Origin of the sequence: Sphingomonas sp. LR55 (genome assembly GCF_036856015.1) — a bacterium.
Classification (GTDB): domain Bacteria; phylum Pseudomonadota; class Alphaproteobacteria; order Sphingomonadales; family Sphingomonadaceae; genus Sphingomonas.
Map to the genome: position 1 here is coordinate 1797705 of NZ_JASPFO010000001.1, position 26452 is coordinate 1824156.

The window sequence follows — 26452 nt, forward strand, 5'->3', positions numbered from 1 at the left end:
CTGGCTGACCTCGCACCATGATTACCAACCCCCGAGGATATGGATCCCCGCCTGCGCGGGGATGACGGCGCGTTGCGTGATGCGCCGCGGTTGCATGATGGCGATGATGCCGATGGCAGCGCACGACGAAAACTCCCTCCCCTTCAGGGGAGGGTCGGGGTGGGGCATGTCCACGCGAGCGCGCTCAGCGTGGCAAGGTCCGTCCAGCCCAAGCAGGTAGCTATCCCGATCCGCCAGCAAGACGTGTTTCCCCGCGAAGGCGGGGACCCAGACTGGGCTCCCGCCTTCGCGGGAGAACAAGGAAGCGCAAGTCGGGCCTGCGGAGGAAGCGTGTCCCTGTCCAACCGAATAGCCGCCACCATGCTCTGAAGGACTGGGGAAGCGTGCAGCCACCACCGCCACCGCTGGCGGCGAGCTAATCGGCTGTCCTACACGCCCGGAGAAGTGCAACGTCACCGAATGCCCGCGCCCGCGCCCTTCACCGCGACACTGCCCCCACACCCCGATGCCACCGCCACCGCCACAGCGAAAAAGCTTCCCAGCGTCTACACTTCCTATACTTCCGTGCTGCAGCATAAACGCGAAGCACCAACAATCGGCAACACTTGCAACACCTTGCCGCCCGAACCAGCCCCCACCCCGCGCACAATGAAAAAGGGCGCGGGGACCATCGCCCCCGCGCCCTTCTTCAACTCGAACAGACTCCGATTACTCGGCGGCTGCGGTGCCCTTGGCAGGGCGCATGTCGCGACGCTCGGCGATACGCGCTGCCTTGCCGGTGCGGCCACGCAGGTAATACAGCTTGGCGCGACGCACGGCGCCCTTGCGGACGACTTCGATCGAGATCGACGTTGGGCGAGTAGAGCGGGAAGACGCGCTCGACGCCCTCGCCGAAGCTCATCTTCCGCACGGTGAAGTTCGAGCCCATGCCCTTGTTCGAGCGCGCGATGCACACGCCCTCGTAGTTCTGAATACGCGTGCGCTCGCCTTCGACGACCTTCACGCCGACCTTCAGCGTATCGCCGGGGCGGAAATCGGGGATCGTCTTGTTGGCCAGGAACTTCGCGATGTTCTCGGCTTCGATCGTCTGCAACAGGTTCATGTCTCGTCCTCGTGTCGCTGCGCGCCAGAGGGCGACTGGACCCGAACGCCCTCATGGCGCTCCCAAAGGTCCGGTCGCCGTGACCGTGTATCGATCTCCGCGCGGCGTTTGCGCCATGCAGCGATCTTCGCATGATCCCCCGATCGCAGCACCTGCGGGATCGTGCGCCCTTCCCATATCTGAGGTCGGGTATAGTGCGGATATTCGAGCAGCCCCGTTTCGAAGCTCTCGTCATCCCCACTAGAAGCCGCGCCCATTACGCCGGGCAGCAGCCGAATGCAAGCATCGAGCAGCACCAGCGCGCCCATCTCGCCCCCCGACAGGATGTAGTCGCCGATCGAGACCTCCTCGATCTCCCGCGCCTCGAACAGGCGTTCGTCGAACCCCTCGAACCGGCCACAGAGAATAGTGACGCCCGGGCCCTGCGCAAGCTGGCGAACCCGCTCCTGGGTAAGAGGCTTCCCCGAGGCGTCATGGCCAGCACCGGCCGCCCATCCGCCACGCTGTCGATCGCCGAGGCCACCACGTCGGCCCGGAGCACCATCCCAGCCCCGCCCCCGGCCGGCGTGTCATCCACCGACTTGTGCTTATCGGTCGCAAAGTCCCGGATCTGCACCGGCGAGCAGGACCACCGCCCCTCCCCCAGCGCGCGCCCAGCGAGCGACGTCCCCAGCGGCCCGGGAAACATCTCAGGATACAGCGTCAATATCGTGGCAGCGAAAGTCACAGCGTCCAATTCTCTATGCGTTTGCGCCAGCGTGCGGCGCCGAATATACTCAGCACCTATACGGATCGGCGCAGTGGAACAATTACGCTGGCGAAACGCTCGCGGCGGATGGACGACTGCATCATCATCGGCGCCGGCCCGGCGGGCCTGACCGCGGCCATCTATCTCGCCCGGTTCCACCTCTCGATCCGGCTGTTCGATTGCGGCAGCAGCCGCGCCGCGTTGATCCCGTGCACGCACAACCATGCCGGCTATCCCGAAGGCATCCGCGGCACGGACCTGCTAGCCCGGATGCTAGCGCAGGCGGAGAATTATGGTGCGGTGCGCGAGGGCGTGCGGGTAGATGCGATCGAGGTCGACGACGACGGCTTCACCGTACGGCTCGGCGATCGCCGCGCGCGATCCCGGAGCGTACTGCTCGCCACCGGAGTCGTGAACAACCGCCCCGACATGCCCGACGCAATCCACGACGAAGCGCTGGAGGCGGGGTTGCTCCGCTACTGCCCGATCTGCGACGGCTACGAAGTCACCGACAAGCGCGTAGGCATCATCGGCACCGGCGACCACGGCATGCGCGAGGCGCTGTTCCTGCGCGGATACACGAAAGACGTGACGCTGATCGCGCCCGAGGGGAGCCACGATCTCGACCCGGCATGCGAAGCGGCGCTAGACGAAGCCGGCATCATCCGCGTCGGTGGTCCCTGCGGCAACTATGCAATTGCGGGCGACAAGCTCGCACTCGACACGGTCGACGAACGCTTATCGTTCGACAGCATCTATCCCGCGCTCGGGTCAATCATCCGTTCGGAACTGGCCGTCGCAGCAGGCGCCCGCGCATCCGAAGACGGTTGCCTGGAGGTCGACTCGCACCAGCGAACCTCAATCCCCGGCCTGTTCGCAGCCGGCGACGTCGTGAAGGGTCTCGACCAGATCAGTCACGCAATGGGAGAAGCCGGCGTCGCCGCTACGACCATCCGCAACATGCTCGCCGAACAGCGACCACTTCGGCGGTAATCGCTACTCAACTTGGGAGAACAAGGCTTACTCAGCTGCGAAAGAGGCCTCGACGACAAGCCGGTCGGCATCCCACTCAGGCACGGCTTCAGGGCGCATCGGTATCATAAAGCGCTTGCCGGGCTTGTCGTCTACGGCGGGGCGTTCGATCTCGATCACGTCGCCCGCACCGAAATTATCTATCGCCACGACGCGCCCGATCGCCTCGCCATCGGTCGAGACGACATCGAGCCCGATCACATCCGTGTGATAATATTCACCGTCTTCCAACGGCGGCAGCGAAGATCGCGGCACCGTCAGCTCGGTTCCGCGCATAGCCTCGGCAGTATTTCGATCGGCGACCTCGGCGAAGCGCGCGATCATGCCGTTGTTGCCGTTGCGCGCGGACTTCAGCGACAGCGCGCCGTTGTTGAAGCTCTTATAGCTTCCGAAATTCTCGGCGAAGACCTTCAGCCGCACTTCGCCACCGATGCCGTGCGCACCGATGACGACGGCGAGCGTCACGTCAGCCTTGCGCGGAGCCTTCGTCGCGGCCGGGGGTGTCGTCGGAGCCTTCGGCGGGTTCGTCGGCGGAGACGCCTTGGTTGGTGGCATCTTCGATGTCCTCGGGTGCGGGGGCTGTGCGGGGGTCAGATTCGGGGGCCATTATGCGCTCCTGTTCGGGGTTACCCAGGAAGAACGCATGAAGTCCGGATCGGGTGCGGTTGGCGACCCGTAGTCGGAGCGGGGGTTGCCTCCCGCCCGTCGTCACCCCTGGACTTGCTCCGGGGTCCACCGTTCCACGCACCCAATTCTTTCGGATCCGCGGACGGGTGGATGCCGGAACGAGCCCGGCATGACGGAGAGGGGTAGGACGATCACGCCCTGCCCCACTCCAGAAGCGCTGTCTTACGAAGCGGCTTCTTCGGTCTCGGCAGCGGCAGGTGCCTCTGCCTCGGCAGCAGGTGCTGCCTTTGCAGCGGCCTCGGCCTCGGCAGCTTCAGCCGCCTTGGTCGCACGCTCTTCGGCGCGCTCGGTGGCCTTTTCGCCGGGCTTGCCCTTGTTCGGGTTGTTGCGCGCCGAACGCTCGAGCACGCCAGCCTGGTCGAGGAAGCGTGCGACGCGGTCGGTCGGCTGCGCACCGACGCTCAGCCAATGCTTCGCGCGGTCGGCGTCGAGCTGCACGCGCTGCTCGTTGTCCTTGGCGAGGAGCGGGTTGTAGTTGCCGATCTTCTCGATGAAGCGGCCGTCACGCGGCGAACGCGCATCGGCAACGACGATCTTGTAGTAAGGACGCTTCTTGGAGCCACCGCGCGAGGCGAATGTTGATTGCCATGATATTTTCCTTCTGGATCTAAACGTCACCCCAGCGAACGCTGGGGTCTTGTGGTTGTCAGGGTCCGCACTCTCACCGGGAGATCCCAGCTCTAGCTGGGATGACGGTCAGAGGTCGGGTTGGTTATTTCTTCTTCAGAAAATCGTCGAAACCGGCAGGCATCTGCGGCATCTTGGGGCCACCAAGCCCCGGAAGCCCGCCGCCGGACGAACCGCCCGGCAGGCCACCAGCACCGGCCTTGTTGAGCATGTCGCCCATCTGCGGCCCGCCGATCGCGTTGCCGATGCCACCAAGACCGCCGCCGAGGCCACCCTTGCCGAGCATCGCCATCATGCCCTTCATGCCGCCCATCTTCTTGATCTTCTTCATGGCGGTCGACATTTCGAGGTGCATCTTGAGCAGCTTGTTGACCTCCTGGACGGTCGTCCCGGAGCCCTTGGCGATGCGGATCTTGCGCTTGGCGTTGATCAGTTCGGGCTTGTTGCGCTCCTTGATCGTCATCGAGCCGATCATCGCGTCCATGTGCACCAGCACCTTTTCGCCACCGACCGACGCGACCGCACCCTGCGCCTTCTTCATGCCGGGAATCATCCCAGCCAGCGCGCCGAGCCCGCCCATCCGCTGCATCTGCGCGAGCTGGGCCCGCAGGTCGTTCATGTCGAACTGACCCTTGGCCATCTTGGCGGCCATGCGCTCGGCGTCTTCGGCCTGGATCGACTCCGCGGCCCGCTCGACCAGGCTGACGACATCGCCCATGCCAAGGATGCGCCCAGCGACACGTTCCGGATGAAACGCCTCGAGCGCATCGAGCTTCTCGCCGGTCCCTGCGAACTTGATCGGCTTGCCCGTGACCGCGCGCATCGACAGCGCCGCGCCGCCGCGGGCATCGCCGTCCATGCGGGTCAGCACGATACCCGTCAGCGGCACCTGATCCGAGAAGTTCTGCGCGACGTTGACCGCGTCCTGGCCGGTCAGCGAGTCGACGACCAGCAGGATCTCGGCGGGCTTCGCAACGTCGGCGACCGCCTTCATCTCGTCCATCAACGCCTGGTCGACATGGAGACGACCCGCGGTATCGAGCATCAGGACGTCATAGCCCTGGAGCTTGGCCGCCTGCATCGCGCGACGGGCGATATCGACCGGCTGCTGGCCCTGCACGATCGGCAGAGTCGCGACGTCGATCTGCGTGCCGAGCGTCGCCAGCTGTTCCTGCGCGTTCGGGCGATTGACGTCGAGCGACGCCATCAGGACCTTCTTCCGCTCGCGACCGGCCTGTCCAAAATTGGCCTGCCCTGCCGCCAGCCGCTTGGCGATCTTGGCGGTCGTGGTCGTCTTGCCCGAGCCCTGAAGACCGACCATCATGATGACGGCGGGCGGCGTGACGCCCAGCTCGAGCTCGACGGCATCCGAACCGAGCATCTCGACCAGCGCATCGCTGACGATCTTGACGACCTGCTGGCCCGGCGTGACCGAACGCAGGACGTTCTGGCCGATCGCCTTCTCGGTCGCCTTTTCGACGAACTCGCGGGCGACGGGCAGCGCGACGTCGGCTTCGAGCAGCGCGACACGCACCTCGCGCATCGCCGCGCGCACGTCCGCTTCGGTCAGCGCACCCCGGCCGCGAAGGCGGTCGAAGACGCCGCCAAGTCGATCGCTCAGGCTTTCGAACATCGAAATACTCCCATACACCGTTACCAAACGCAAAAGCGCCGGCGGGCGAAACCTCGCCGGCCAGCGTGCATCCTTGGATGCTCGTCCAATGCGCCCCGTAACGGAACGTGATGGGCCACCTACTGGAATGCAGCCGGAGATGCAAGATCGGGTTGCGGGCTGGAATTACCGAGTGCTCGCTTCCTTGTTCTCCCGCGAAGGCGGGAGAACAAACTAACGCAACGTAGATCAACCAGGCGCACTCACGCCACGCCCTGCCCCGAGCCGACGCCGCCTTAACATCTCCTACACCTGTCGCATGCCACACCGGCGACCAATCAACGACCGGACACTCCCATGACCGCAAAGTCGGCGGCGACGCGTGCGCCCCGCAACATCAGTCGGGAATTCATGACCGGCGCCGTGACAGGCGCCGCGATCCTGCTGTTCGTCGGCACCGGCGGCACGGTCCTGGTCAAGGCGTTGGCGAATCTGCGCGGCAGCACCGCCGTGATCGACCGGACACTGATCGCGGCGATGCTACTGAACGTCGCGCTGATCCTGTTCGGCTGGTTTCGCTACCGTGCACTCGCGGAAGAGCTGAGCGACCTCACCGACGCCGGCCACCGCGCGCAAGCGCTGGCGCAACGCGATGCGCTCACCGGCTTCCTCAATCGCCGCAGCCTGTCCGAAGACGGTGCGACGCTGTTTGCCAGCGCCCGCCGCCGCGGCAAGGCGATGGCCATGCTGACGATCGACGTCGACCATTTCAAGAGCGTCAACGACCTGCACGGCTATGCGGTCGGCGACCTGCTGCTCGCCTATGTCGCGGAGACGATCGCGGCGATCGCACCGAGCACCAGCCTGCTCGCGCGGCTCGGCGAGGACGAATTCGCCTGCGCGTTCGTGTTCGACTCCGCGCACAAGAACGTCGCCGACCGGATCGCCGAGCGGATGGTCGCCGGCCTCGCGCTGCCGTTCCGAAGCAACGGCGTCGACATCCATACCGGCGTATCGATCGGCATCGCGCGCTCCGACAGCGACTGCGCATCGATCGACGCGCTACTGCGCAACGCCGATATCGCGCTGCATGCCGCCAAGACCGCTGGGCGCGGCCGCCATGCGTGGTTCGATCGATCGATGGAGCGCTCGCTGCAACTGCGCGGCGAACTCGAGACGGGCTTGCGCAACGCGATCCCGGCACAGGAGATCGTCCCGTATTTCGAGCAGCAGGTCGACCTGACCACCGGCCGCATCACCGGCTTCGAGGTCCTTGCGCGCTGGGAACATCCGACCAAGGGCATTATCGCACCCGACGTGTTCATCCCGATCGCCGAGGAAATCGGGCTGATCGGCGAGCTGTCGCTGTCGATCATGCGCCAGGCGTTCGCCGCCGCGCGCGACTGGGACGCGGGGCTCACGCTGTCGGTCAACGTCTCGCCGCTGCAGTTGCGCGATGCGTGGCTCGCGCAGAAGATCATCAAGACGCTAGTGGAGACGGGCTTTCCCGCGAGCCGGCTCGAGATCGAGATTACCGAGAGCGCGCTGTTCGACAATCTCCCGCTCGCGCAGTCGATCGTGGGGAGCCTCAAGAACCAGGGCATCCGCCTCGCGCTGGACGATTTCGGGACGGGCTATTCGAGTCTGGCGCATCTGCGGGCGCTGCCGTTCGACCGGATTAAGATCGACAAGAGCTTCGTCACTTCGATCCTTGATAATCCGGAGAGCATGGCGATCGTGAACACGATCGCGCGGTTGGGGGACAGTCTCAACCTGCCGACGACCGCGGAGGGGATCGAGGACGCCGTGATCGAGGAACGCCTGCGCGCGATTGGATGCGCGAAGGGCCAGGGGTATCTGTATGGGCGACCGCTCGGCGCGGCGCAGGTCCGCCGGTTGCTCGCGGAGAAGCGGTTGCTGGCACAGCGGCCGGACCGTGATGCGCCACCGCGGGGGATTGCGCCACGGTTGGCGGGGTGAGGTTTTGCCAGCCGCTCACACAGCCCCACCCCGGCGGAGGCCGGGGCCCAGTTGGAAAGGCTGCAGTGACGACGGATAGTCCCTCACCACCATCGTCTCCCAACTGGGCCCCGGCCTCCGCCGGGGTGGTGTGCGGTGTATAAGGCTTCTCCCTAACTCTCGTTCTCCCACGAAAGCGGGAGCCTAGGACCAAGCAGTGCTCCGGTCGGTACCCTGGGCTCCTGCGTTCGCAGGAGAACAGGACGCCGGATGCGCCACTACCGCGATGCAAAGCGTGGACTTCGCCCCCACCCCTCCTAAATCGCGCTCCATGCCATCTGCCCTGCAGCCAGAGGTCATCAGCCTCGGCTGCCGCCTCAACATCGCCGAAAGCGAGACCATCCGCGCGCTCGTCGCCGGGCGGGACATTGTCGTGGTCAACAGTTGCGCGGTCACCAACGCCGCGGTGAAGGCGACGCGCGTCGCGATCCGCCGCGCCAAGCGCGACCGGCCCGAGGCTCAGATCGTCGTTACCGGATGCGCCGCGCAGATCGACCCAACCAGCTTCGCGGCGATGCCCGAAGTCGACCGCGTCATCGGCAACGCGGACAAGCTCACAGCGCACGCTTGGCAGACGGAAGCCCCGGTCGTCGTATCCGACATTATGCAGGTCCGCGAGACCGCGCCGCATCTCGCCGCCAGCTTCTCCGCGCATGCCCGCGCCTTCGTCGAGGTCCAGAACGGCTGCGACCATCGCTGTACCTTCTGCGCGATCCCGTTCGGCCGCGGTCCGAGCCGCTCGGTCCCCGGGGGCGCGGTCGTCGACCGCATCTCGGGCCTCGTCGACGCAGGCCACCGCGAGATCGTCCTCACCGGGGTCGACCTGACCAGCTACGGCCCCGACCTTCCCGGCGCGCCGACGCTCGGCCACCTCGTCGAACGCATCCTGCATCACGTGCCGAAGCTCGAACGCCTGCGCCTTTCCTCGCTCGATGGCATCGAGATCGACGACCGTCTCTTCAACCTGCTCACCACCGAGCGTCGGATCATGCCGCACGTGCACCTGTCGTTGCAGGCCGGCGACGACATGATCCTCAAGCGCATGAAACGCCGCCACTCGCGCGCCGAAAGTGTCGCGCTCGTCGATCGCCTCAAGACCGCCCGCCCCGATATCGCGATCGGCGCGGACCTGATCGCCGGCTTCCCGACCGAGGACGCGGCGATGTTCGCCAACACGCTCGCGCTGATCGACGACTGCCACATCGTCCACCAGCACATCTTCCCCTATTCGCCCCGCGCCGGAACCCCCGCCGCGCGGATGCCGCAGGTCGAGCCGGAAGTTCGTCGTCACCGCGCAGCCCTCCTCCGCGAGGCGGGCGGGACAGCGCGAGCGAAATGGCTCCGAACGCTGGTCGGGAGTAGCCAGGACGTCCTGGTCGAACGCCCCGGCGACCGCGGCCATATCGGCAATTTCGCAGAAGTCCTGCTGGACGAACCCGCCATACCCGGCGACATCGTCCGCATCACGATCACCGGCGCCACGAGCGATCGCCTCAGCGCAACACGAGAACCATCATGAGCACCACCCCAACCTGGCACGACAAGCTGATCGGCGGCTTCAAGCGCACCTCCGATCGGCTCGTCGGCAACCTCGCCGGCCTCGGCGGCGCGCGGCTCGACAATGCGACGCTTGACGATATCGAGGAAGCGCTGATCGCGTCTGATCTCGGCCCCGAGACCGCCGGCCGCATCCGCCACCGCCTCGCCGAGGGCAGCTTCGAGCGCAACATGGAGGAGCTAGGCATCCGCGTGATTGTCGCGGAGGAGGTCGAGAAGGTCCTCGCTACGGTCGCCAAACCGATCGAGATCGACGCCTTCCCGCGCCCGCAGGTCATTCTCGTCATCGGCGTCAACGGCTCGGGCAAGACCACCACCATCGCCAAGCTCGCGCACCTGCTGATGGAGCAGGATTACGGCGTGATGCTGGCCGCCGGCGACACGTTCCGCGCCGCCGCGATCGGTCAGCTCCGGACTTGGGCCGAGCGCGTCGGCGTGCCAATCGTGACCGGTCCCGAGGGCGGCGATGCGGCGGGCGTGGTGTGGGACGCGGTCAAGAAGGCGACCGAGACCGGCATCGACGTGCTGATCGTCGACACCGCCGGTCGCCTCCAGAACAAGCGCGAGCTGATGGACGAGCTGGCGAAGATCCGCCGCGTGCTGGGCCGGATCAACCCTGAGAGCCCGCACGACATCGTCCTCGTCCTCGACGCGACCACCGGCCAGAACGCACTCCAGCAGATCGAGGTCTTCAAGGAGGTCGCAGGAGTCACCGGCCTGGTTATGACCAAGCTCGACGGTACCGCGCGCGGCGGCGTGCTGGTGGCGGCGGCGGAGAAATACGGCCTGCCGATCCATGCGATCGGGATCGGCGAGGGGATGACGGATCTGCGCCCATTCGATGCCAACGAAGTGAGCCGGATCATCGCGGGGGTGGAGAGCGTTCGGAAGTAACGCTTTTCCATCCGCTCTGCGCCCCTCTTTTCCGTTCGTCCTGAGCGTAGTCGAAGGACCGGCCCGTTTGTGGCATGTCCTTCGACTACGCGCAGGACGAACGGTATTCTGGATTGATCTCGTGACCCCAACCAAGCCCCCCTATCCCCCGGTCTTCGCATGGGCGTCGACTACGGCCCGCTCGCGATCTTCTTCGCGGTGAACTTCCTCACCCCAGGCATGCCGATCGCGCGCGTGATCGCAGCCACCACCGCGTTCATCATCGCCACCATCGCCGCGATGATCGTGTCGAAGGTGAAGGCGGGGCATATCTCGCCGATGCTGTGGCTGTCGGGCGCGCTGATTGTCGTGTTCGGCGGGCTGACGATCTATTTCCACGATCAGCGCTTCATCCAGATGAAGCCGACGATCATCTACGCGATGTTCGCCGCGATCCTGCTGTTCGGGCTGCTCACCGGGCGCCCGCTGCTCCAATCGTTGCTTGAAAGCGCGTATCCCGGCCTCACCGCCCAGGGCTGGCACAAGCTAACGCGCAACTGGGTCGTGTTCTTCATTTTCATGGCGCTGCTGAACGAATTCGTCTGGCGCTACACGCTGGCCGCGTGGGGCAAGGACGCCGGGTGGAATTTTTGGGTCGGCTTCAAGCTGTGGGGCGCGATCCCGCTCACGTTGCTGTTCGCGTTCGCCAATATTCCGATGCTGCTGAAGCATGGATTGCAAACGGGCGACAAGGCCGTGACCGACCTGCCGCCCGAAGGGTAATCTCACTATCCGTCATCCCGACTCGGACACGTCATCCCAGCGAACGCTGGGATCTCCCGGTTCTAGCCGAGACGACTGCCAACCGGGATACCCCAGCTTTCGCTGGGGTGACGGTGGTTATTAAGGTCGGGGTTGTTCGAGTTGGGTTCAGCCCGCGACCTTCGCGTAGCGCTCACCGACGACGTCCCAGTTCACGATGTCCCACCAGGCCTTCAGATAGCCCGGACGATCGTTCTTGTACGTCAGGTAATAGGCGTGCTCCCAGACGTCGTTGCCGAGCAGCGGCGTACCGGGCTCCTTGGCGTCGTCCATCAACGGGTTGTCCTGGTTCGGGGTGCTCGTGACCTTCAGCTTGCCGCTGTCATCGGCGATCAGCCACGCCCAGCCCGAACCGAACTGCCCCGCACCCTTGGTGTTGAACTCTTCCTTCAGCTTGTCGAGGCTGCCGAAGTCGCGATCGATCGCCTCGGCGAGCTTGCCCGACGGTGCCTGGCCGTTCTTGGCCGCCATCGTCTTCCAGAAGAAGTCGTGGTTCCAAAAGCCACCGCCATTGTTACGGACCAGCGGCGGCTGCGACGAGATCATGCCGAGGATGTCCTCGATCGACTTGCCCTGCAGCGCGGAGTCCTTCTCGACGCCTTCGTTCAGCTTCGCCGTATACGCAGCATGGTGCTTGTCATGATGAAACTTCATCGTTTCCTGGTCGATCACCGGCTCAAGCGCGTCATAGGCATAAGGCAGCGGTGGGAGTTCGAAAGCCATCAGGATTCTCCTTCGTGAATGGGGTCGGACGTCAAACGCCCGCCCGCCCCAAATGGTCCCCACAAAGTCGTTACGCAAGCGTAGCGCATGCCGTCCGCATCCTGCGTTTGCGCCGTTCTATCGCAGTCGAGGATTAGCTCCGATCGCATAATGGATCGGTTTGAACGTGCCGCCGTTCGAATCCGGTGCTGAACACGCCGTCAGGCCGATGACGAGATCCATCGCCGCGCGGAACACGATCTCGTCGCCAGCCTTGCTGATCGGGGGCAGGACACTGAGCTTACCCGTATCTGCGTCGATCGGCACGTTCATGAAACAGTTGAACGCCGTCGGAATCCGATCGGGGACCACGCCATAAGGCTCAAGCGCCGCCGCCAGATTGCCGAAACACCCCCGATGCGGGGTCAGCGTCGGATAGAAATGATGAAACGTGTCGTACGAACACGGCGTCAGCAGAAAGTCGTGCCGGCCGACGTCATCCGCGATGATCTCCAGCATCGGCTGCGACCGGTTCGAATAGAGAATGTGACCCGTCGTTAGGTAGATCGTCTCGGCATAATCGAGCGTCCGCCCCGAGGATATGACCTCGTCGAGATCGACAGCGTTGAACGCGAGCAGATCGGCAACCTGCTCGCCACGAGGGTCGATCACGGTCAGCGTCTCGCCCCGCGCGAGACGAAACGCGGTGCCGCTGCGCTCCGGAATCTCGATCACGGCCAGCGCGCCGGTTACGCCCGTCATGACGATGCTCCCTGATAGGAAAACGGGCAGCGCCAGACATCGTCGACCGAGCGCCCGCTATACTGTCGGGCCTCGCTCATTTCGCCATGACGCGTCAGCATGGGATTGCGCGACCCGGCGATAGCCTCGTCACGCACCATGATCTTTTCGCGCATCGTTTCGTAACGGCCCTGCGCGCGCAGGATCGTGAACTGGTCGTGCAGATTGAAGACCATCGTCGGGCGCGCGAACTGTCGCGCGGGGCGGCTGGCATTGGGATGCAGGCCGACCACAAAGAACGCCTCGCCGCCGAAGCTGAGCGAGAAATGCGGGCTGTCCGGATCGGCACTCACGCGCTCGTCATATTCCTGTCCGCGCCAGACATCCTTGTCGGATAGCGACTGGATACGGTTCCAGAGATGCCGCTCGAAGGTCGGCTCGTCGAACGTCACCGGCTCGTCGAACACGACGGCAAAGCTCCGGAACAGCGCCGGATCTGCGCGGTATGCGGCTGCAAAGGTCAACAGGCCGTCATGGATACGAACGTCGTCCCACGCGGAATCGATCCTATTGCAAGACAGCACTTCCAACGTGCCTTTTGCCACCGCGGCTTTTGCGCCGACACACGGGAAGGTCGCTTCAGCTATGTGATCGCGGAGCAGCGCGACGTGCGTGTCCTGATCCTTGTGGCGCCAGGGAAATAATGATGACTGCTGAATTTCCATAGGAGCAAGGACGCTTTCCGACGCTACCCGTTCCTTGCATTGCCGTGGGTTAAGGCGATTACGGGGGCGGTTCGGCAGAACATCTCACGACACCTAATAGTAAATATCGCGTAACTTTAGAGAGTTGCCGGGTGCTAAACGCACAACGTCACGATGTGTCTGCTATAGAAAACCATTCCGCATAGGACGTCGTCCTTGCCATATGCCGGTTCAAATCGGGCGCGCCGTCGGTCCACCATACCGGGCCTCTTTCCCCGAGGCCTCGCTTAGCCGTGTCGACCGCGGCATGTGCGGCATGCTTGCCTTCCACATCGCTGCGCCGTCGGGCTTGCGCCACAGCACGTCGCGCATCCATCAGATCGTGCACCAGACGATCCCGATCCGCATCGGACAGATCGGGGTTCGCCTTGCGCCACAACCGACCGCGGACGACGATGTAGCGACCGTCGGGCGTCGACAGCGGCGGCTGCTTGCCCGCGCTTCGAGTCATGCGGCGGTCTTGCCGTACTCCTGCCGCGTGACGGGATGGCTTGACGAGAGACCACCATCCACCGCGATCGCCTGGCCGTTGACGTAGCTGGCGTCGTCGGAGGCGAGGAATAGCGCGACCTTGGCGAGTTCCTCGGGTTGCGCGCCACGGTGGAGCGGGTTGAGGCGGCCGACGCGGTCCATCTTGTTCGCCTCGCGTGCGTAGTCGAACACGGGTTTGGTCATGCCCGTCTCGGTCAGGCCGGGGCAGATCGCGTTGACGCGGACATTAGAGCCGGTGAGTTGTTGCGCCGAGACGGCAGCTAGGTTGATGACGCCAGCCTTCGACGCGGAGTAGGCCGGAGACCCGGCACCCGAGCGGATTCCCGCGACGCTGGCGGTCAGCACGATCGCACCCTTCCCCTCTCACCAATACGCGGGGCGGCGTGCTTGATCGCGAGGAACGGGCCGATCAGGTTGACGCGCAGCACTTCGGTGATGAGCGCGACGTCGGTGTCGAACAGGTTCGCCATGCCGCCGGAGATACCCGCATTGGCGAACATCACGTCGAGCCCGCCGAAGCTGTCGCACGCCAGCGCGACCGCGCGGATCACGTCGTCCTCGAGCCCGGCGTCGATGCGGATCGCCTTGGCCGTGCCGCCGGCTTGCGCGATCAGGTGTGCGGTTTCGTCCGCGCCCTCGGTCTTGTCGGCGACGACGACCCTGCCCCCTTCGCTCGCAAACAGGAGTGCGGCGGCACGGCCTATGCCGGAGCCTGCGCCGGTGACGATGATGGATTTGTCCGTGAAGCGCATCGCATGGTCCTTCGGTTAGATCGTGACGCCGCCGTCGATGACCATCGTCTGGCCGGTCATGAAATTGCTTGCCGACGACGCCAGGAAGACGACCGCGCCGGCAATCTCTTCCGGCTCGCCGATCCGGCGGAGCGGCACACTGGTGTTCGCGGCCTCGATCCGCTGCGGGTTTTCCCACAAGGCGCGGGCGAAGTCTGTCTTGATCAGGCCTGGGGCGATGCAGTTCACGCGGACGTTCGACGGTCCGAATTCGACCGCGAGGTTACGCGCGAGCTGCATGTCGGCGGCCTTGCTGATGCAATAGGCGCCGATCACCGGCGAGCCGCGCAGGCCGCCGATCGAGGAAATGATGATGATGCTGCCGCTGCGGCGCTCGAGCATCTCGGGCGCGACCATCTGGATCAGCCAGTGGTTGGAGACGATGTTGTTGTCGAGGATCTTCCGGAACTGGTCGTCGGCGATGCCGGCCTGCGGGCCGTAATAGGGGTTCGAGGCGGCGTTGCAGACGAGGATGTCGATGCGGCCGAGCTGGGCGCGGGTCTGGTCGACGAGGTGCTGGAGGGCTGCCTTGTCGGAGATGTTGGCGGCGATGGCGATCGCGGTGCCGTCTCCGTGCCTAGCGTTGAGTTCCGCCGCGACCGTGTCGCAGGCGTTCTGCTTGCGGCTGGAGATCACGACTTTCGCGCCGTGTTCCGCCAGCTCGCGCGCTGAGGCGAGGCCGATGCCCCGCGACGATCCCGTGACGATGGCGACCATGCCGGTCAGGTCGAATTGCGACATCTTCTGCTCCCCTTCCGCTTGCGGGAGGGGTCGGGGAGGGCCCGATCTTTCCGCATCGTTTCATGCCGGGGGAGGTCAGCCCCTCCCTAACCCCTCCCGCAAGCGGGAGGGGAATTAAGCCCCGCCTTCACCGCAAACCCCCACGCCGCATCCGCAAGCCCGTGAATTTTCGCCACCGTCTTCTCCGCCTGCGCGCTCGACGCAGTGCCGTCGACAATACGCTTCTTGATGCCCTGGACGATGCCGGTCAGGCGGAAGAGGTTGTAGGCGAAATACCAGTTGAGATCAGGCACGCCGTCGCGGCCGGTGGCGGCGCAATAGCGTTCGACGACCTGCTGGATCGTCGGGATGCCCGTCTCCGGCCCGGTCATGCCGAGCACGCCCGAGCGCCCCTCGGGTTCGGTCACCCAGCTCATTAGCAGATACGAGAAGTCCGCCAGCGGATCGCCGAGCGTCGACAATTCCCAGTCGAGCACCGCGATGACCTTTGGCTCGGACGGCGCGAAGATCATGTTGTCGATGCGGTAGTCGCCGTGGACGATCGAGGTGCGCGTCTGCTCGGGCAGCGTACGCGGGAGCCACTCGATCAGGCGTTCGACCGACTCCATATGCTCGGTCTCGGCCGCGCGATATTGCTTGGTCCAGCGGCCGACCTGGCGCTCGAAATAATTGCCGGGCTTGCCGTACTCCTCGAGCTCTGCCGCTGCATAATCGGTGTTGTGGAGCGCGGCGAGCGTGTCGACCATCGCTTCGTAATGCGCGGTACGCTCAGGCGGAGTCGCACCCGGCATCGCGCCGTCCCAGATCGTCCGCCCTTCGACCATCTCCATGACGTAGAAGGCTGAACCGATGACCGCCGCGTCCTCGCAGAGACCATAGGGCCGAGGCACTGGGAAGCCGGTCGGATGGAGGCCCGCAATCACGCGGTATTCACGATCGACGGCGTGCGCGCTCGGCAGGATGGGGCCGAACGGTTTCCGGCGCAGCACGTAGGCGCGCTCCGGTGTGTCGAGGCGGTAGGTCGGGTTCGACTGGCCGCCGGCGAACTTCGCGTAGGTCAGCGGCCCCGCATACCCCGGCACGTTGGCGGTCATCCACGCGCCAAGCGTGTCGAGGTCGAGACGGTCCTTGTCGCCGACTGCGATCGTGCCGACCATGCTGATCGATGCGTCACTCACGAGAAGGTGATCACGCTACGGGTGGCGTCGCCGCGGCGGAGTTCGTCGAACGCGTCGTTGATGCGCTCCAGCGGCATCCGGTCGGCGATGATCGTGTCGAGATCGAGCAGCCCGCGCATGTAGAAATCGACCAGCCGCGGGATGTCGACCGGGAACCGGTTCGACCCCATGAAGCCGCCCTGCAAGCGCTTGCCTGAGAGCAGGTCCATCGCCGACAGCCCGACCTTCTCGCCGAGCGGCATCATCCCGAGGATTGTGGCGGTACCGCCGCGGCGCAGCACCTTGACTGCGGTCGCCGCCGATTGCGCACGCCCGACCGCCTCGATTGCGTGATGCACGCCGCCCTTGGTGATCGCGACGACCTCGTCCGCGGCGGTGTCCGACAATGCGTCGATACTGTGAGTCGCGCCGAGCTTCTCCGCCATCGCGCGCTTCTCGGGGACCGGATCGAGCGCGATGATCTTCCCCGCACCGGCGATCTTCGCCGCATTGACGGCAGCGAGCCCGATCCCGCCGCAGCCGACCACGCAGACCGTCTCGCCCGGCGTCACATCCGTAGTGTTGAACACCGCCCCTGCCCCAGTGGTGATCGCGCAGCCGAGCAATGCCGCGCGGTCCATTGGCATGTCACGGTCGATCGCCACGCACGCGTGTTCGTGGACCAACATCATCTCGGCATAGGCCGACAGGTTGAGCATCTGCGCAATCGGTCGATCGCCGAGCATGAGGCGCGGTGCGGCGCCCTTGGGACGGCGAACGCTGGCGTCGATGCACAGCGACATCCGCCCGGTGACGCAGAACTCGCACTGGCCGCAGAAGGCCGAGAGGCACGTGACGACATGGTCGCCGACCTTCACGCTGCGAACTTCCTCACCGACCGCCTCGACCACGCCGCAAGCCTCGTGCCCCGGAATCGTCGGCATCGCATGCGGATAGGCGCCATCGACGAAATGCAGGTCGGACCGGCACACGCCGACCGCGACCGTGCGGATCAGCACTTCGTGCGCGGTCGGCTTCGAGATGGTGACATCCTCAATGCTGAGCGGGGTGTTGGCTTCGAAAAGGACTGCGGCTTTCATGGGTAGTCAGGCTCCGAAATTGGCGGGCGGACAATCAAAAATTCCGTTCGTCCTGAGCGCAGTCGAAGGACATTGCCCCAAGCGAGCCGGTCCTTCGACTTCAGGACGAACGGAAAGTGCGGTGAGTTTACCGGCTCACCCCGACATCCCCGCTGGAAACGCCGCCCTTACGGAAGTCGCCGTATTTCCCGAACTCGTTGCGCGCGATCGAGCGGTTGTGGACCTCGTCCGGGCCATCCGCGAACCGGAGAGTCCGCATCGCCGCCCAGTCATGCGCCAACCGGAAATCGCCCGAGACCCCCCGCCGCCATGCGCCTGAATCGCGTCGTCGAGGATCCTGAGCGCCATGTTCGGCGCGGCGACCTTGATCATCGAGATCTCGATCTGCGCGGATTTGTTGCCAGCCTTGTCCATCATGTCCGCCGCCTTGAGGCAGAGCAAACGAGTCATCTCGATGTCGATCCGGGCGGTGGCGATGCGCTCCTCCCAGACCGAGAAGTCGGCGATCCGCTTGCCGAACGCGACCCGGTCGAGCAGCCGCCGCGCCATCGCCTCGATCGCGGTCTCGGCCACGCCGATGGTCCGCATGCAGTGATGGATGCGACCCGGCCCGAGCCGCCCCTGGGCGATCTCGAACCCGCGCCCCTCGCCGAGCAGCACGTTCTCCACCGGCACGCGAACATTCTCCAGCACGACTTCGCCATGCCCGTGCGGCGCATGGTCGTAGCCATAGACCGACAGCATCCGCTTGATCGTCACGCCGGGCGTATCCATCGGCACGAGGATCTGGCTCTGCTGCTGGTGCCGCGAGCCCTCGAAGCTCGTCTTGCCCATCACGATCGCGATCTTGCAGCGCGGATCGCCGACGCCCGACGACCACCATTTGGTGCCGTTGATGACGTAGTGATCGCCGTCGCGCACCATCGACGTCTCGATGTTAGTCGCATCCGACGACGCCACCGCAGGCTCGGTCATCAGGAACGCCGAGCGGATCTCGCCGCGCATCAACGGCCCGAGCCACGTCTCCTTCTGCTCGCGCGTGCCATAGCGGTGAAACACCTCCATGTTGCCGGTATCGGGCGCCGAGCAGTTGAAACACTCGCTCGCCCAGCTGACCTTGCCCATCTCCTCCGCGCATAACGCATATTCGAGATTGGTGAGCTGCGTGCCTTCGAACTCGAACGAGATCGTCGACGTGCGTCTGGCCCGAATGCGGCGGCATGAAGAAATTCCAGAGGCCGGCGGCCTTCGCCTTCTCCTTCATCTCCTCGATCACCGGAATCACCTTCCAGCGCTCGCCCTCATGCGCCTGCTGGTCGTAATCGGCCTGTCGCGGGCGGATATTCTGGTCGATGAAATCGCGGACCCGATCCCGGAAATACGTCTCTCGTTCGCTCAGCGTAAAATCCATGCGGGCTCTCCGTTCGTCATCGCTTTTGTCGCGGGTTAGACCATACCGCGTATTCGGTAAAGCGTGCGCGAGGCCCCGGAAAGCATGTTTTCAAGTCCGCCCTGAAAGCGCCTAAAAAGCACTGTATCTTCAAATCGAAGCTGTTAGGGTGTTTCGATGAAGGTTCCGGCAGAGGCCAGCGACGAGAGCGAACAGGGGACCAAGCGCTTCCGTGCGAAGCGTGACGCGATCCTCGCCGCGGCGGCAGAAGCGATCAACGAACAAAGTGCCAAGGGCATGACGTTCGCGGACGTGGCGCGGCGCGTCGGGCTCAATACGACCAGCGTTACCTATTATTTCAAGCGCAAGGAAGACCTCGCGGCCGCCGCGTTCGAGAACACGCTCGAATCCCTAATCGCGATGCTCGACGTCGCGGCGGAAGAAGCGACGCCGGAGGACCGCGTTCGGCGCTATCTCGCGCTCAACATGGACCGGCTCGGGCGGATTCAGCGCGGCGAGGAGAAGGCGTTCGCCGTCCTGTCCGATCTGCGCGCGACCGAGGAGCCGATGCGCGGCCGGCTGATGGCAGGCTGGCGCGAGGTGTTCCGCCGGACGCGCCTGTTGTGGGGGCCGACATCCTCGCGCGCAAACCGATCTCAACGGCGCGCGTGCACATGTTCTGCTCGAGAACACGTTCTGGTTGCCGATCTGGCTGACGCGCTACGAGCCTGACCAGTACGGTCGTGTCGAGGAGCGGCTGATGGACGTGTTCGCACATGGCATCGCCGGCAAGGACGCCAAATGGTCGCCGAAGCTGCTCGATCTCAGCCATGACGAGGCAGAGCCGGGGCGCGAGGCGTTCCTGCTCGCCGCCACGCGCCTGATCAACGAACTCGGCTATCGCGGCGCGTCGGTGCAGAAGATCGCGTCCGAGCTGAACGTGACCAAGGGCAGCTTCTATCACCATCTCGACGCGAAGGACGATCTCGTCATCGCGTGCTACCGCCGCAGCTTCGACACGATCGCCGATGCGCAGAGCCGTGGCGAGGCCGAGGGCGGCAGCTACTGGCACAAGCTGTCGAGTACCGTCGCGACCTTGCTCGACGTGCAGTTCGCCGAGCGGGGGCCGTTGCTGCGTACCACGGCGCTGAGCGGCCTGCCGGTCGGCGTGCGCAACGCGATGGTCGACCGCTCGAACGGCATCGCGCGGCGGTACGCGGGCATGATGATGGACGGCATCGGCGAGGGCTCGATCCGCGCGGTCGATGCGCTGATCGCGGCGCAAGCGCTGATGGCGCTCCAGAACGCCGCGTTCGACATGCGCAAATGGGCGTCGACGATGCCGCGCGAGCGGGCAATCGCGATGTATGCCTCGACGCTGATGTTCGGACTGTTCGACGATCGGATGGCTAGGGGCTGATCCGCACGGCGTCACAGGCGGGGCGACAATCGCACTCGTAACGGTTTGGTTACGCGCCGTTAACGCCCAGAGGCCGATCCCGACACCTCCACGGAGGGCGTCATGCACACGATCACGACCGATCTCGACACCGGCATCATCGAGGTCGAGGCGTCCGGATTCTGGACGATCCCGCATGTCGAGGGCTTCCTCCGCGATCTGGACGGCGAGGCACGGCGCGTGCTGGCGACCGGCAAGCGTCACATGCTGCTGGGCAATTTCTCGCGGTCCGCGATCCAGCCCCAGGAAGTGGTGGCGATGCTCCAGCGCGTGGCTCTGACCATCCCGCTGAAATCGCGGAAAGTCGCCTTGTTCACCGACGGCAAGCTCGCGCGGTTGCAGGTGAAGCGGATCGTCGCGGTGCGCGACGACATGGCGGTATTTGATGACCGGACAAGCGCGATGACATGGTTGTTGGCGGATGCGTTGGCCCGCCCTGCCGCGGCCGCCGCCCCGCCGTTAGCCTGACGAGGGGCGACTACCTCGCCACATCCTCCGCGCGCTTCAGCAGGACGCCGGCGCGCCAATAGTGGAACAGCGCCCACGGCGTCATCAGCACGATGATGATCAGCGCATACCGCAGCGAGTCCTCGCCAAACCCAGGCTTCAGCAGGTCGCTAAGCCAGCCGACCATCGTTGGTCCGAGCCCCAGCCCGACCAGATTGATGACAAGCAGAGTGATCGCCGCCCAAATCGCACGGATCTGCAACGGGGCGAGGTGCTGGATCAGCGCGAAGCTCGGCCCGAGATACGAGTTCGCGAAGATCAGCGACACGAAATAGCTGCCGATCGCGATCACCGGCGCATCGATCAGGTAGAAGGCGAGCGCGAACGGGAGCGACAGGCCCTTCATCGCCAGTACCACCCACGCCTGGACGTGGAGCCCGTGACGCCTGGCGAGCATGTCGGCTATCTTGCCGCCCGCCAGCGCGGAGACCGCACCGAACAGCGCCCCCGGCAGCGCGATGTAGCGCGAGATGTCGAGCATCGAGATCCCTAGCGAGCGCTGGATGTAGCTCGGGCCCCAGCCCGTCAGTGCGTAGCCGATCATCGACGTCAGCGTGACACCGACGACGAGATGCCGCGCCGGTGCGCTTGCCCACATTGACGCGAACCCCTGCCCCACGCTCGGCATCGGCGCCGCCACTGCGCGTGCAACATCGGACAGGCCGCGGCGGGGCTCGACCATGAACAGGCGGACGAGGACAGCGAGCACGATCCCCGGCAAACCGACGGTCATCATCGCAATCCGCCAGCCGTACGAGTGCGCGACGACGCCGCCGATCAGCGTGCCGAAGCCCGCGCCGAGCACCACGCCGAGCGAATACACCGCCATCGCACTCGCGCGTTTCTCGGGAGGATAGAGATCGGCGATGATCGAATGGCTGGGCGGACTCGACCCCGCCTCGCCGATGCCGACGCCGATCCGGAAGAGCATCAGCTGCGTGAAGTTCTGCGCGAGCCCGCACAGCGCGGTCATCGCGCTCCAGATCGTCAGGCTGGCGGCGATGATGTTGCGCCGGCTGGTCCGGTCCGCGAGTCGCGCAACCGGAATGCCGAGCGTCGCATAGAAGATCGCGAAGACGAGTCCGGACAGCAACCCGAGTTGCGTATCGGTCAGCAGCAGGTCCGCCTTGATCCGCTCGAGCAGGATCGCGAGGATCTGGCGGTCCATGTAACTGAAGAAATAGGTGAAGGTGAGCAGCGCGAGCGTCAGGCCCCGTCGCTTCATCGCCAAGGCATCGGCGATCTCGGGATGGGACTGATACGCTGCGGCCATCGGCAATACCTCGAAGTCGAAACAGACCTTACGCTAGGGCAATCGAGACGTACCAGACAAGCTAAAGCTGCACGCCGGGCACATCTGCGACGAGCCGAGGGCATGCCGTCGCAAGGCGGAATTATCGCGCCGGAGCATAGCGTTGCGCGTTTCGGGGTGTGGCCGGTGGTTCGCGGGAAGGATGGCGGAAGATGCGTCCTCGTTCGGGTCGCTCTTCCGCCTTATCCCCTCTCCAACGTCGTGGCCGGGCTCGTCTCGCATCATCGATGGAGCGGAGCGTCCGGGCAATCTGAATACCGGGTATGCGGCCCCCTCGCATAGATTCGCGGCTTTGCAAAGCGACTTTTGCAGATCCTGGCAGTCTTGGTAAAATCGGACAACTGGATGTGCCGCTGCCGGTCACGCTTGGGAGCTTGGTCGGGCGGTGGCGCGGGCGTGCCAGGCCTTCAGGTGCACCAGTTCGTCAGGCACTGCGATGCCGACGAACTTGGCGAAGTCGATCGTCGTCAGCAGGACGATGTCGGCGATCGTGTAACGCTCCCCGTCGAGCCAGTCGCGACCCGCGAGCGCATGATCGAACTCTGCCATCGCGGCCAGCACGCGTGGACGCTGGCTTTCGCCGAACTCGGTATATTGCGGCTGGACGATCCGCGCGGTCCAGGGGTGCGTGTGCAGCCAGACCATCGACAGCGGCATCATCAGCCGCAACTCGATCCGCCGCGTCCACATGTCGATCTCAGCGACGTTGTGCGCGCCGTGGCCAAACAGCGGCGGATCGGGGTGGAGCATCTCGAAATAGCGGCAGATCGCGACGCTTTCGGTCAGCACGCGGCCATCGTCGAACGCCAGCGCGGGGGTCTGGCCCAGCGCGTTGACCGAAAGGAACGCCTCCGCCTTGTGCTCGGCCTTTGGGATCGAAATCTGCGCCATGGGTACGCGGATATGCTTTTCGGCGAGGAATATGCGGACGCGGCGCGGGTTGGGCGCGGGCAGTGCGCTATCGTAGAACAGCATCGACGTCTCCTCGATATCGGTTTTCGAATATACCGTATGGCATTGCCGGGCGCGTTCGACTAGCGATGCGCGAATGACAACTGCCGCAGACATGCTCGCCACGGGCTTCGCCACGCTGCCCGATTTGATCCGCGAGCATGCGCTTGAACGCGGGGACCGCACCGCGGTCGCCGATGCACAGGGCAGTGTCGACTATCGGACGCTCGATTCGACAATGGACCGGGTCGCCGTAGCGTTGCGGCGCGACGGGGTAGCGCCGGGGACTGCGGTGGCGATCGTCGCGGCGCCGACGACGGACTATGCTGCGGTATTCCTTGGTGCGGTACGGGCGGGGTGTGTGGCGACGCCGATCGCTCCCTCCGCTACGCCGGCGGCGATCGCAACAATGATTGCGGATAGCGGAGCGCCGATCGTGTTCTTGGATGCGGAGAATGCGCGGACGTTGGAAGGGCAACTGTTGATGGCCCGCGTGGTCTTGTTCCCCGCGAAGGCGGGGGCCCAGACTGGGCCCCCGCCTTCGCGGGGGAACAAGCTTTTCAGGCTTTTGAGGATTGGCTCGCTCCCGATGGCGCCAAACCCACCCCCGTTGCAATCTCGCCCGAAGACCCGTTCAACATCATCTATTCCTCCGGCACGACCGGCACGCCGAAGGGCATCGTCCAGAGCCACGCGATGCGCTGGGCTCACATTTCGCGCAACACCGCCGCCGGGTTTGACACCGCGGTGACGATGATCGCCACCCCGCTCTATTCGAACACCACCCTCGTCAGCTTCCTCCCGACGCTCGGATGGGGTGGCACCGTCGTGTTGATGAAGAAGTTCGAGGCGCGCGCGTATCTCGAACTCGCGGAGCGACACCGCGCCACCCACACGATGCTGGTGCCGGTGCAGTATCAGCGGATCATGGCGCTGCCCGATTTCGACGACTTTGACCTGTCGGCCTTCCGCTTCAAGACCAGCACCAGCGCGCCCTTTTCCGCCGCGCTGAAGGCCGACGTCGTCGCCCGCTGGCCGGGATTGCTGGTCGAATTTTACGGTATGACCGAGGGTGGCGCGAGTTGCGCGCTGAACGCCACCGCCAGCCCGACCAAGCTCCACACCGTCGGCCAGCCGATGCCGGGGCATGAGATCCGCCTGATCGACGACGACGGCAACGAGGTCGCGCCCGGCGAGATGGGCGAAGTCGTCGGTCGCAGCCCGGCGATGATGAACGGCTATCACGGCCGCGCGGAGGCGACGCGCGACGCCGAATGGTACGATGCCGACGGCAACCGCTACATCCGCCACGGCGACGTCGGGCGGTTCGACGAGGACGGTTTCCTGACGCTGATGGACCGTAAGAAGGACCTGATCATCTCGGGCGGGTTCAACATCTATCCATCCGACCTGGAGGCGGTGCTGGCCCGGCATCCCGCCGTGGCGGACTGCGCGGTGATTGGCGTGCCTTCTGAGGCGTGGGGCGAGACGCCGGTGGGGTTCTATGTGCCGCGCGATGGAGCGACCGAAGATGCGCATTCGATCCTGGCGTGGGCGAACGCGCAGCTCGGCAAGACGCAGCGCTTGTCGGCCCTGCACGTCGCGGACGAACTACCCCGCAGTGCGATCGGCAAGGTCCTGAAGCGCGAACTCCGCGACCGGCTCGCCTCAACAGTCCCGTCATCCTGACGAAAGTCAGGACCCAGGACCACAAGCGCCCCGATCCTTGGCTCTGGGTCCTGACTTTCGTCAGGATGACGACGGAGGCCAAATCGGAGTTCGACACGCGCAATCACCCGCAGATGAGAGAGCTAAACCCATGACCACTCTCAAACAGGCGATCGACGCCTTGGAGCTGACCGAGGACGGCTGGCGCGGCACGGTGCCGGAGAACTGGGCGCAGGGACGCACGGCGTATGGTGGCTTCTCGGCGGCATTGGCACTCCATGTCGCGCAGCAGTCCGACGTCGCCCTGCCGCCGCTGCGGTCTGCGCAGGTGTCGTTCATCGGGCCATTATCGGGCGAGATCGTGATCCGGGCGAGCCGGCTGCGGCGCGGACGCAACGCGGCGTTCGTCCAGGCCGACGTCGAGAGCGCGGCCGGGCTCGGGCTCCGTGCGACGTTCGTGTTCATGGCGGCGGTCGAATCGCGTGTCGATCACCAAACCGGTCGCGCGCCGGACTTTCCGATGCCGGAGCCCGATACGCAGACGTTCCGCGGCCACAGCGCGGTCGCGTTTTCGCGCAACTTCGATCTACTCGATCGCCGCGACGACAGCGTCGGGCCGGCGGAATGGCTCCGCTGGGCCCGGCTGGTCGAGCGCGATGGCCTTGATCCGATGGTCGAGCTGATCGCGATCGCGGACTGCCTGCCGCCTGCCGCGCTGAAGCTGCTCGGCGGCCCTGCCCCGCTCAGTTCGATGACGTGGCTGCTCAACATCCTCGGGCCGCAGCCCGTGACGCGCGACGGCTGGTGGCTGCTCCGCGCGACTACCGACTACACGCGGGAGGGGAGTTCGAGCCAGCAGATGGCGATCTGGAACGCCGACGGCACGCCGGTTGCCGAACAGATGCAGAGCGTCGCGATCTTCGCCTGAACTTCGCGTGTTCGACATATCTTGCGACACATTGGCGGCGCGGCGGCAAAAGCCTGAGACAACCAGGGTTTAGACCGGCGTTATTCGATGGGAATTCGTCCCACTCAGCCGGAGTTCGACATGCGCAAGACCGTCCTCACCCTGATGCTCGCCGCCAGCGCGATCACGTCCGCTGCCAGTGCGCAAACCGCCCTTACCCCTACGCCGCGTCCGCCGATGCATCACGATGCCAACCGCGACGGTGTCGCCACGCGTGCTGAAGCGATCGCACAGGCCGATGGGCGGTTCGCGCAGATGGATACCGACCGTGACGGCCAAGTGACCGCCGGCGAGATGCGCGCATATCGGACCGCGATGCACGACCGAATGATCGCCAGCGGTCGCGACGTGCCGGTGCCGCCGCCGGGTGGTGCCAAGCATGACGGCATGGGTCGCCGGATGGATCCGAACGGCGACGGGAGCGTGACCCGCGAAGAGTTCGAGGCGCGCGCGCTCAAGCGGTTCGACCGGATGGACGCCAATCACGACGGCACGATCGACGCGACCGAGCGCGCCAATGCCGCCGAGATGCGCCACGTCGATCGTCGCGAACGTCGCGAAGGCGTCACCCCGCCCGCGCCAACCGCACCAGCGCCCGCTCCTGCTCGATAATTCGGAAAGGTGGGAGGCA

At 65.2% G+C, this 26452-nt stretch carries 21 protein-coding genes and 6 pseudogenes; 10 read left to right on the top strand and 17 right to left on the bottom strand.

From position 1 onward, the window contains the following. Positions 1 to 708: 708 nt before the first annotated feature. Together rplS and trmD are read right to left on the bottom strand one after the other, a co-directional pair. Positions 709 to 1102 (bottom strand): annotated as a pseudogene (gene rplS, locus QP181_RS08455) (50S ribosomal protein L19). Beyond that, positions 1099 to 1790, bottom strand: a pseudogene (trmD, locus tag QP181_RS08460) (tRNA (guanosine(37)-N1)-methyltransferase TrmD). The pseudogenes rplS and trmD overlap by 4 nt, the downstream one beginning before the upstream one ends. Before the next feature lie 147 nt (positions 1791 to 1937). On the opposite strand from trmD, the gene QP181_RS08465 reads away from it, so the two are divergent. Next, a complete protein-coding gene (locus QP181_RS08465) occupies positions 1938 to 2843 on the top strand; it encodes an NAD(P)/FAD-dependent oxidoreductase (RefSeq protein WP_333928251.1) in 906 nt (301 codons plus the stop codon). Positions 2844 to 2870: 27 nt separating this feature from the next. Here QP181_RS08465 and rimM read toward each other — a convergent pair whose 3' ends face one another. The 4 genes from rimM to ffh all read right to left on the bottom strand — a co-directional run bounded on the left by rimM (position 2871) and on the right by ffh (position 5829). Next, on the bottom strand, positions 2871 to 3347 hold the full coding sequence (gene rimM, locus QP181_RS08470; protein ID WP_333928252.1) for a ribosome maturation factor RimM: 477 nt from the start codon (positions 3345 to 3347) through the stop codon (positions 2871 to 2873). 1 nt (position 3348) lies between these two features. Beyond that, a complete protein-coding gene (locus QP181_RS08475) occupies positions 3349 to 3489 on the bottom strand; it encodes a hypothetical protein (RefSeq protein WP_333928253.1) in 141 nt (46 codons plus the stop codon). Between the two features lie 242 nt (positions 3490 to 3731). After that, entirely contained in the window at positions 3732 to 4187 is a 456-nt protein-coding gene (gene rpsP, locus QP181_RS08480; protein ID WP_333928254.1) for a 30S ribosomal protein S16, read from the bottom strand. A 94-nt stretch (positions 4188 to 4281) separates the two neighbouring features. Continuing rightward, entirely contained in the window at positions 4282 to 5829 is a 1548-nt protein-coding gene (gene ffh / locus QP181_RS08485) for a signal recognition particle protein (RefSeq protein WP_333928255.1), read from the bottom strand. Between the two features lie 336 nt (positions 5830 to 6165). On the opposite strand from ffh, the gene QP181_RS08490 reads away from it, so the two are divergent. The 4 genes from QP181_RS08490 to ispZ all read left to right on the top strand — a co-directional run bounded on the left by QP181_RS08490 (position 6166) and on the right by ispZ (position 11040). Continuing rightward, positions 6166 to 7788, top strand: a complete 1623-nt coding sequence (locus QP181_RS08490) for a putative bifunctional diguanylate cyclase/phosphodiesterase (protein WP_333928256.1) — start codon at positions 6166 to 6168, stop codon at positions 7786 to 7788. A 310-nt stretch (positions 7789 to 8098) separates the two neighbouring features. Beyond that, positions 8099 to 9346 carry a tRNA (N(6)-L-threonylcarbamoyladenosine(37)-C(2))-methylthiotransferase MtaB gene (mtaB, locus tag QP181_RS08495; protein ID WP_333928257.1) on the top strand — a complete coding sequence of 416 codons (1248 nt, stop codon included), beginning with the start codon at positions 8099 to 8101 and terminating at the stop codon, positions 9344 to 9346. Continuing rightward, positions 9343 to 10278, top strand: a complete 936-nt coding sequence (gene ftsY / locus QP181_RS08500) for a signal recognition particle-docking protein FtsY (RefSeq protein WP_132740487.1) — start codon at positions 9343 to 9345, stop codon at positions 10276 to 10278. Before mtaB ends, ftsY begins: the two co-directional genes overlap by 4 nt. 159 nt (positions 10279 to 10437) lie before the next feature. Next, entirely contained in the window at positions 10438 to 11040 is a 603-nt protein-coding gene (ispZ, locus tag QP181_RS08505) for a septation protein IspZ (protein ID WP_333928258.1), read from the top strand. Positions 11041 to 11187: 147 nt separating this feature from the next. Here ispZ and QP181_RS08510 read toward each other — a convergent pair whose 3' ends face one another. The 9 genes and pseudogenes from QP181_RS08510 to QP181_RS08550 form a co-directional block, all read right to left on the bottom strand. After that, complete coding sequence (locus QP181_RS08510) at positions 11188 to 11802, bottom strand: superoxide dismutase (protein WP_333928259.1); 615 nt, start codon at positions 11800 to 11802, stop codon at positions 11188 to 11190. A gap of 117 nt (positions 11803 to 11919) precedes the next feature. Then, positions 11920 to 12543 (bottom strand): DUF1989 domain-containing protein, encoded by a 624-nt coding sequence (locus QP181_RS08515; RefSeq protein ID WP_333928260.1) that lies wholly within the window; start codon positions 12541 to 12543, stop codon positions 11920 to 11922. Beyond that, the gene (gene gntA, locus QP181_RS08520) at positions 12540 to 13247 is read right to left on the bottom strand and encodes a guanitoxin biosynthesis heme-dependent pre-guanitoxin N-hydroxylase GntA (protein ID WP_332754367.1); all 708 of its coding nucleotides are present in this window, start codon (positions 13245 to 13247) and stop codon (positions 12540 to 12542) included. The genes QP181_RS08515 and gntA overlap by 4 nt, the downstream gene beginning before the upstream one ends. 148 nt (positions 13248 to 13395) lie before the next feature. Further along, positions 13396 to 13737 carry a hypothetical protein gene (locus tag QP181_RS08525; protein WP_333928261.1) on the bottom strand — a complete coding sequence of 114 codons (342 nt, stop codon included), beginning with the start codon at positions 13735 to 13737 and terminating at the stop codon, positions 13396 to 13398. Then, positions 13734 to 14530 (bottom strand): annotated as a pseudogene (locus QP181_RS08530) (SDR family NAD(P)-dependent oxidoreductase). Before QP181_RS08530 ends, QP181_RS08525 begins: the two are co-directional and overlap by 4 nt. Before the next feature lie 15 nt (positions 14531 to 14545). Further along, on the bottom strand, positions 14546 to 15310 hold the full coding sequence (locus QP181_RS08535; protein WP_333928262.1) for an SDR family oxidoreductase: 765 nt from the start codon (positions 15308 to 15310) through the stop codon (positions 14546 to 14548). Positions 15311 to 15396: 86 nt separating this feature from the next. After that, a complete protein-coding gene (locus QP181_RS08540) occupies positions 15397 to 16467 on the bottom strand; it encodes a phosphotransferase family protein (RefSeq protein ID WP_333929596.1) in 1071 nt (356 codons plus the stop codon). 17 nt (positions 16468 to 16484) lie between these two features. Beyond that, positions 16485 to 17567 (bottom strand): Zn-dependent alcohol dehydrogenase, encoded by a 1083-nt coding sequence (locus tag QP181_RS08545; protein ID WP_333928263.1) that lies wholly within the window; start codon positions 17565 to 17567, stop codon positions 16485 to 16487. Between the two features lie 127 nt (positions 17568 to 17694). Further along, a pseudogene (locus tag QP181_RS08550) lies at positions 17695 to 18978 on the bottom strand (acyl-CoA dehydrogenase family protein). A 156-nt stretch (positions 18979 to 19134) separates the two neighbouring features. On the opposite strand from QP181_RS08550, the pseudogene QP181_RS08555 reads away from it, so the two are divergent. Next, positions 19135 to 20377: pseudogene (locus tag QP181_RS08555) on the top strand (TetR/AcrR family transcriptional regulator). A gap of 102 nt (positions 20378 to 20479) precedes the next feature. Further along, positions 20480 to 20884, top strand: coding sequence for a hypothetical protein (locus QP181_RS08560; RefSeq protein WP_333928264.1), 405 nt, complete (start codon positions 20480 to 20482; stop codon positions 20882 to 20884). Positions 20885 to 20894: 10 nt separating this feature from the next. Here the strand turns inward: QP181_RS08560 and QP181_RS08565 are convergent, their stop codons facing one another. Beyond that, entirely contained in the window at positions 20895 to 22196 is a 1302-nt protein-coding gene (locus QP181_RS08565; RefSeq protein ID WP_333928265.1) for a spinster family MFS transporter, read from the bottom strand. Positions 22197 to 22595: 399 nt separating this feature from the next. Then, complete coding sequence (locus QP181_RS08570; RefSeq protein WP_333928266.1) at positions 22596 to 23210, bottom strand: glutathione S-transferase family protein; 615 nt, start codon at positions 23208 to 23210, stop codon at positions 22596 to 22598. Between the two features lie 73 nt (positions 23211 to 23283). Here QP181_RS08570 and QP181_RS08580 point away from each other — a divergent pair. The 3 genes and pseudogenes from QP181_RS08580 (at position 23284) to QP181_RS08590 (ending at position 26433) form a co-directional block, all read left to right on the top strand. Continuing rightward, a pseudogene (locus QP181_RS08580) lies at positions 23284 to 24875 on the top strand (class I adenylate-forming enzyme family protein). A gap of 130 nt (positions 24876 to 25005) precedes the next feature. Then, positions 25006 to 25782: a thioesterase family protein gene (locus QP181_RS08585; protein WP_333928267.1), complete on the top strand. Its 777-nt coding sequence runs from the start codon at positions 25006 to 25008 to the stop codon at positions 25780 to 25782. Between the two features lie 120 nt (positions 25783 to 25902). Next, the gene (locus tag QP181_RS08590) at positions 25903 to 26433 is read left to right on the top strand and encodes an EF-hand domain-containing protein (protein WP_333928268.1); all 531 of its coding nucleotides are present in this window, start codon (positions 25903 to 25905) and stop codon (positions 26431 to 26433) included. The last annotated feature ends 19 nt before the right edge of the window (positions 26434 to 26452 follow it).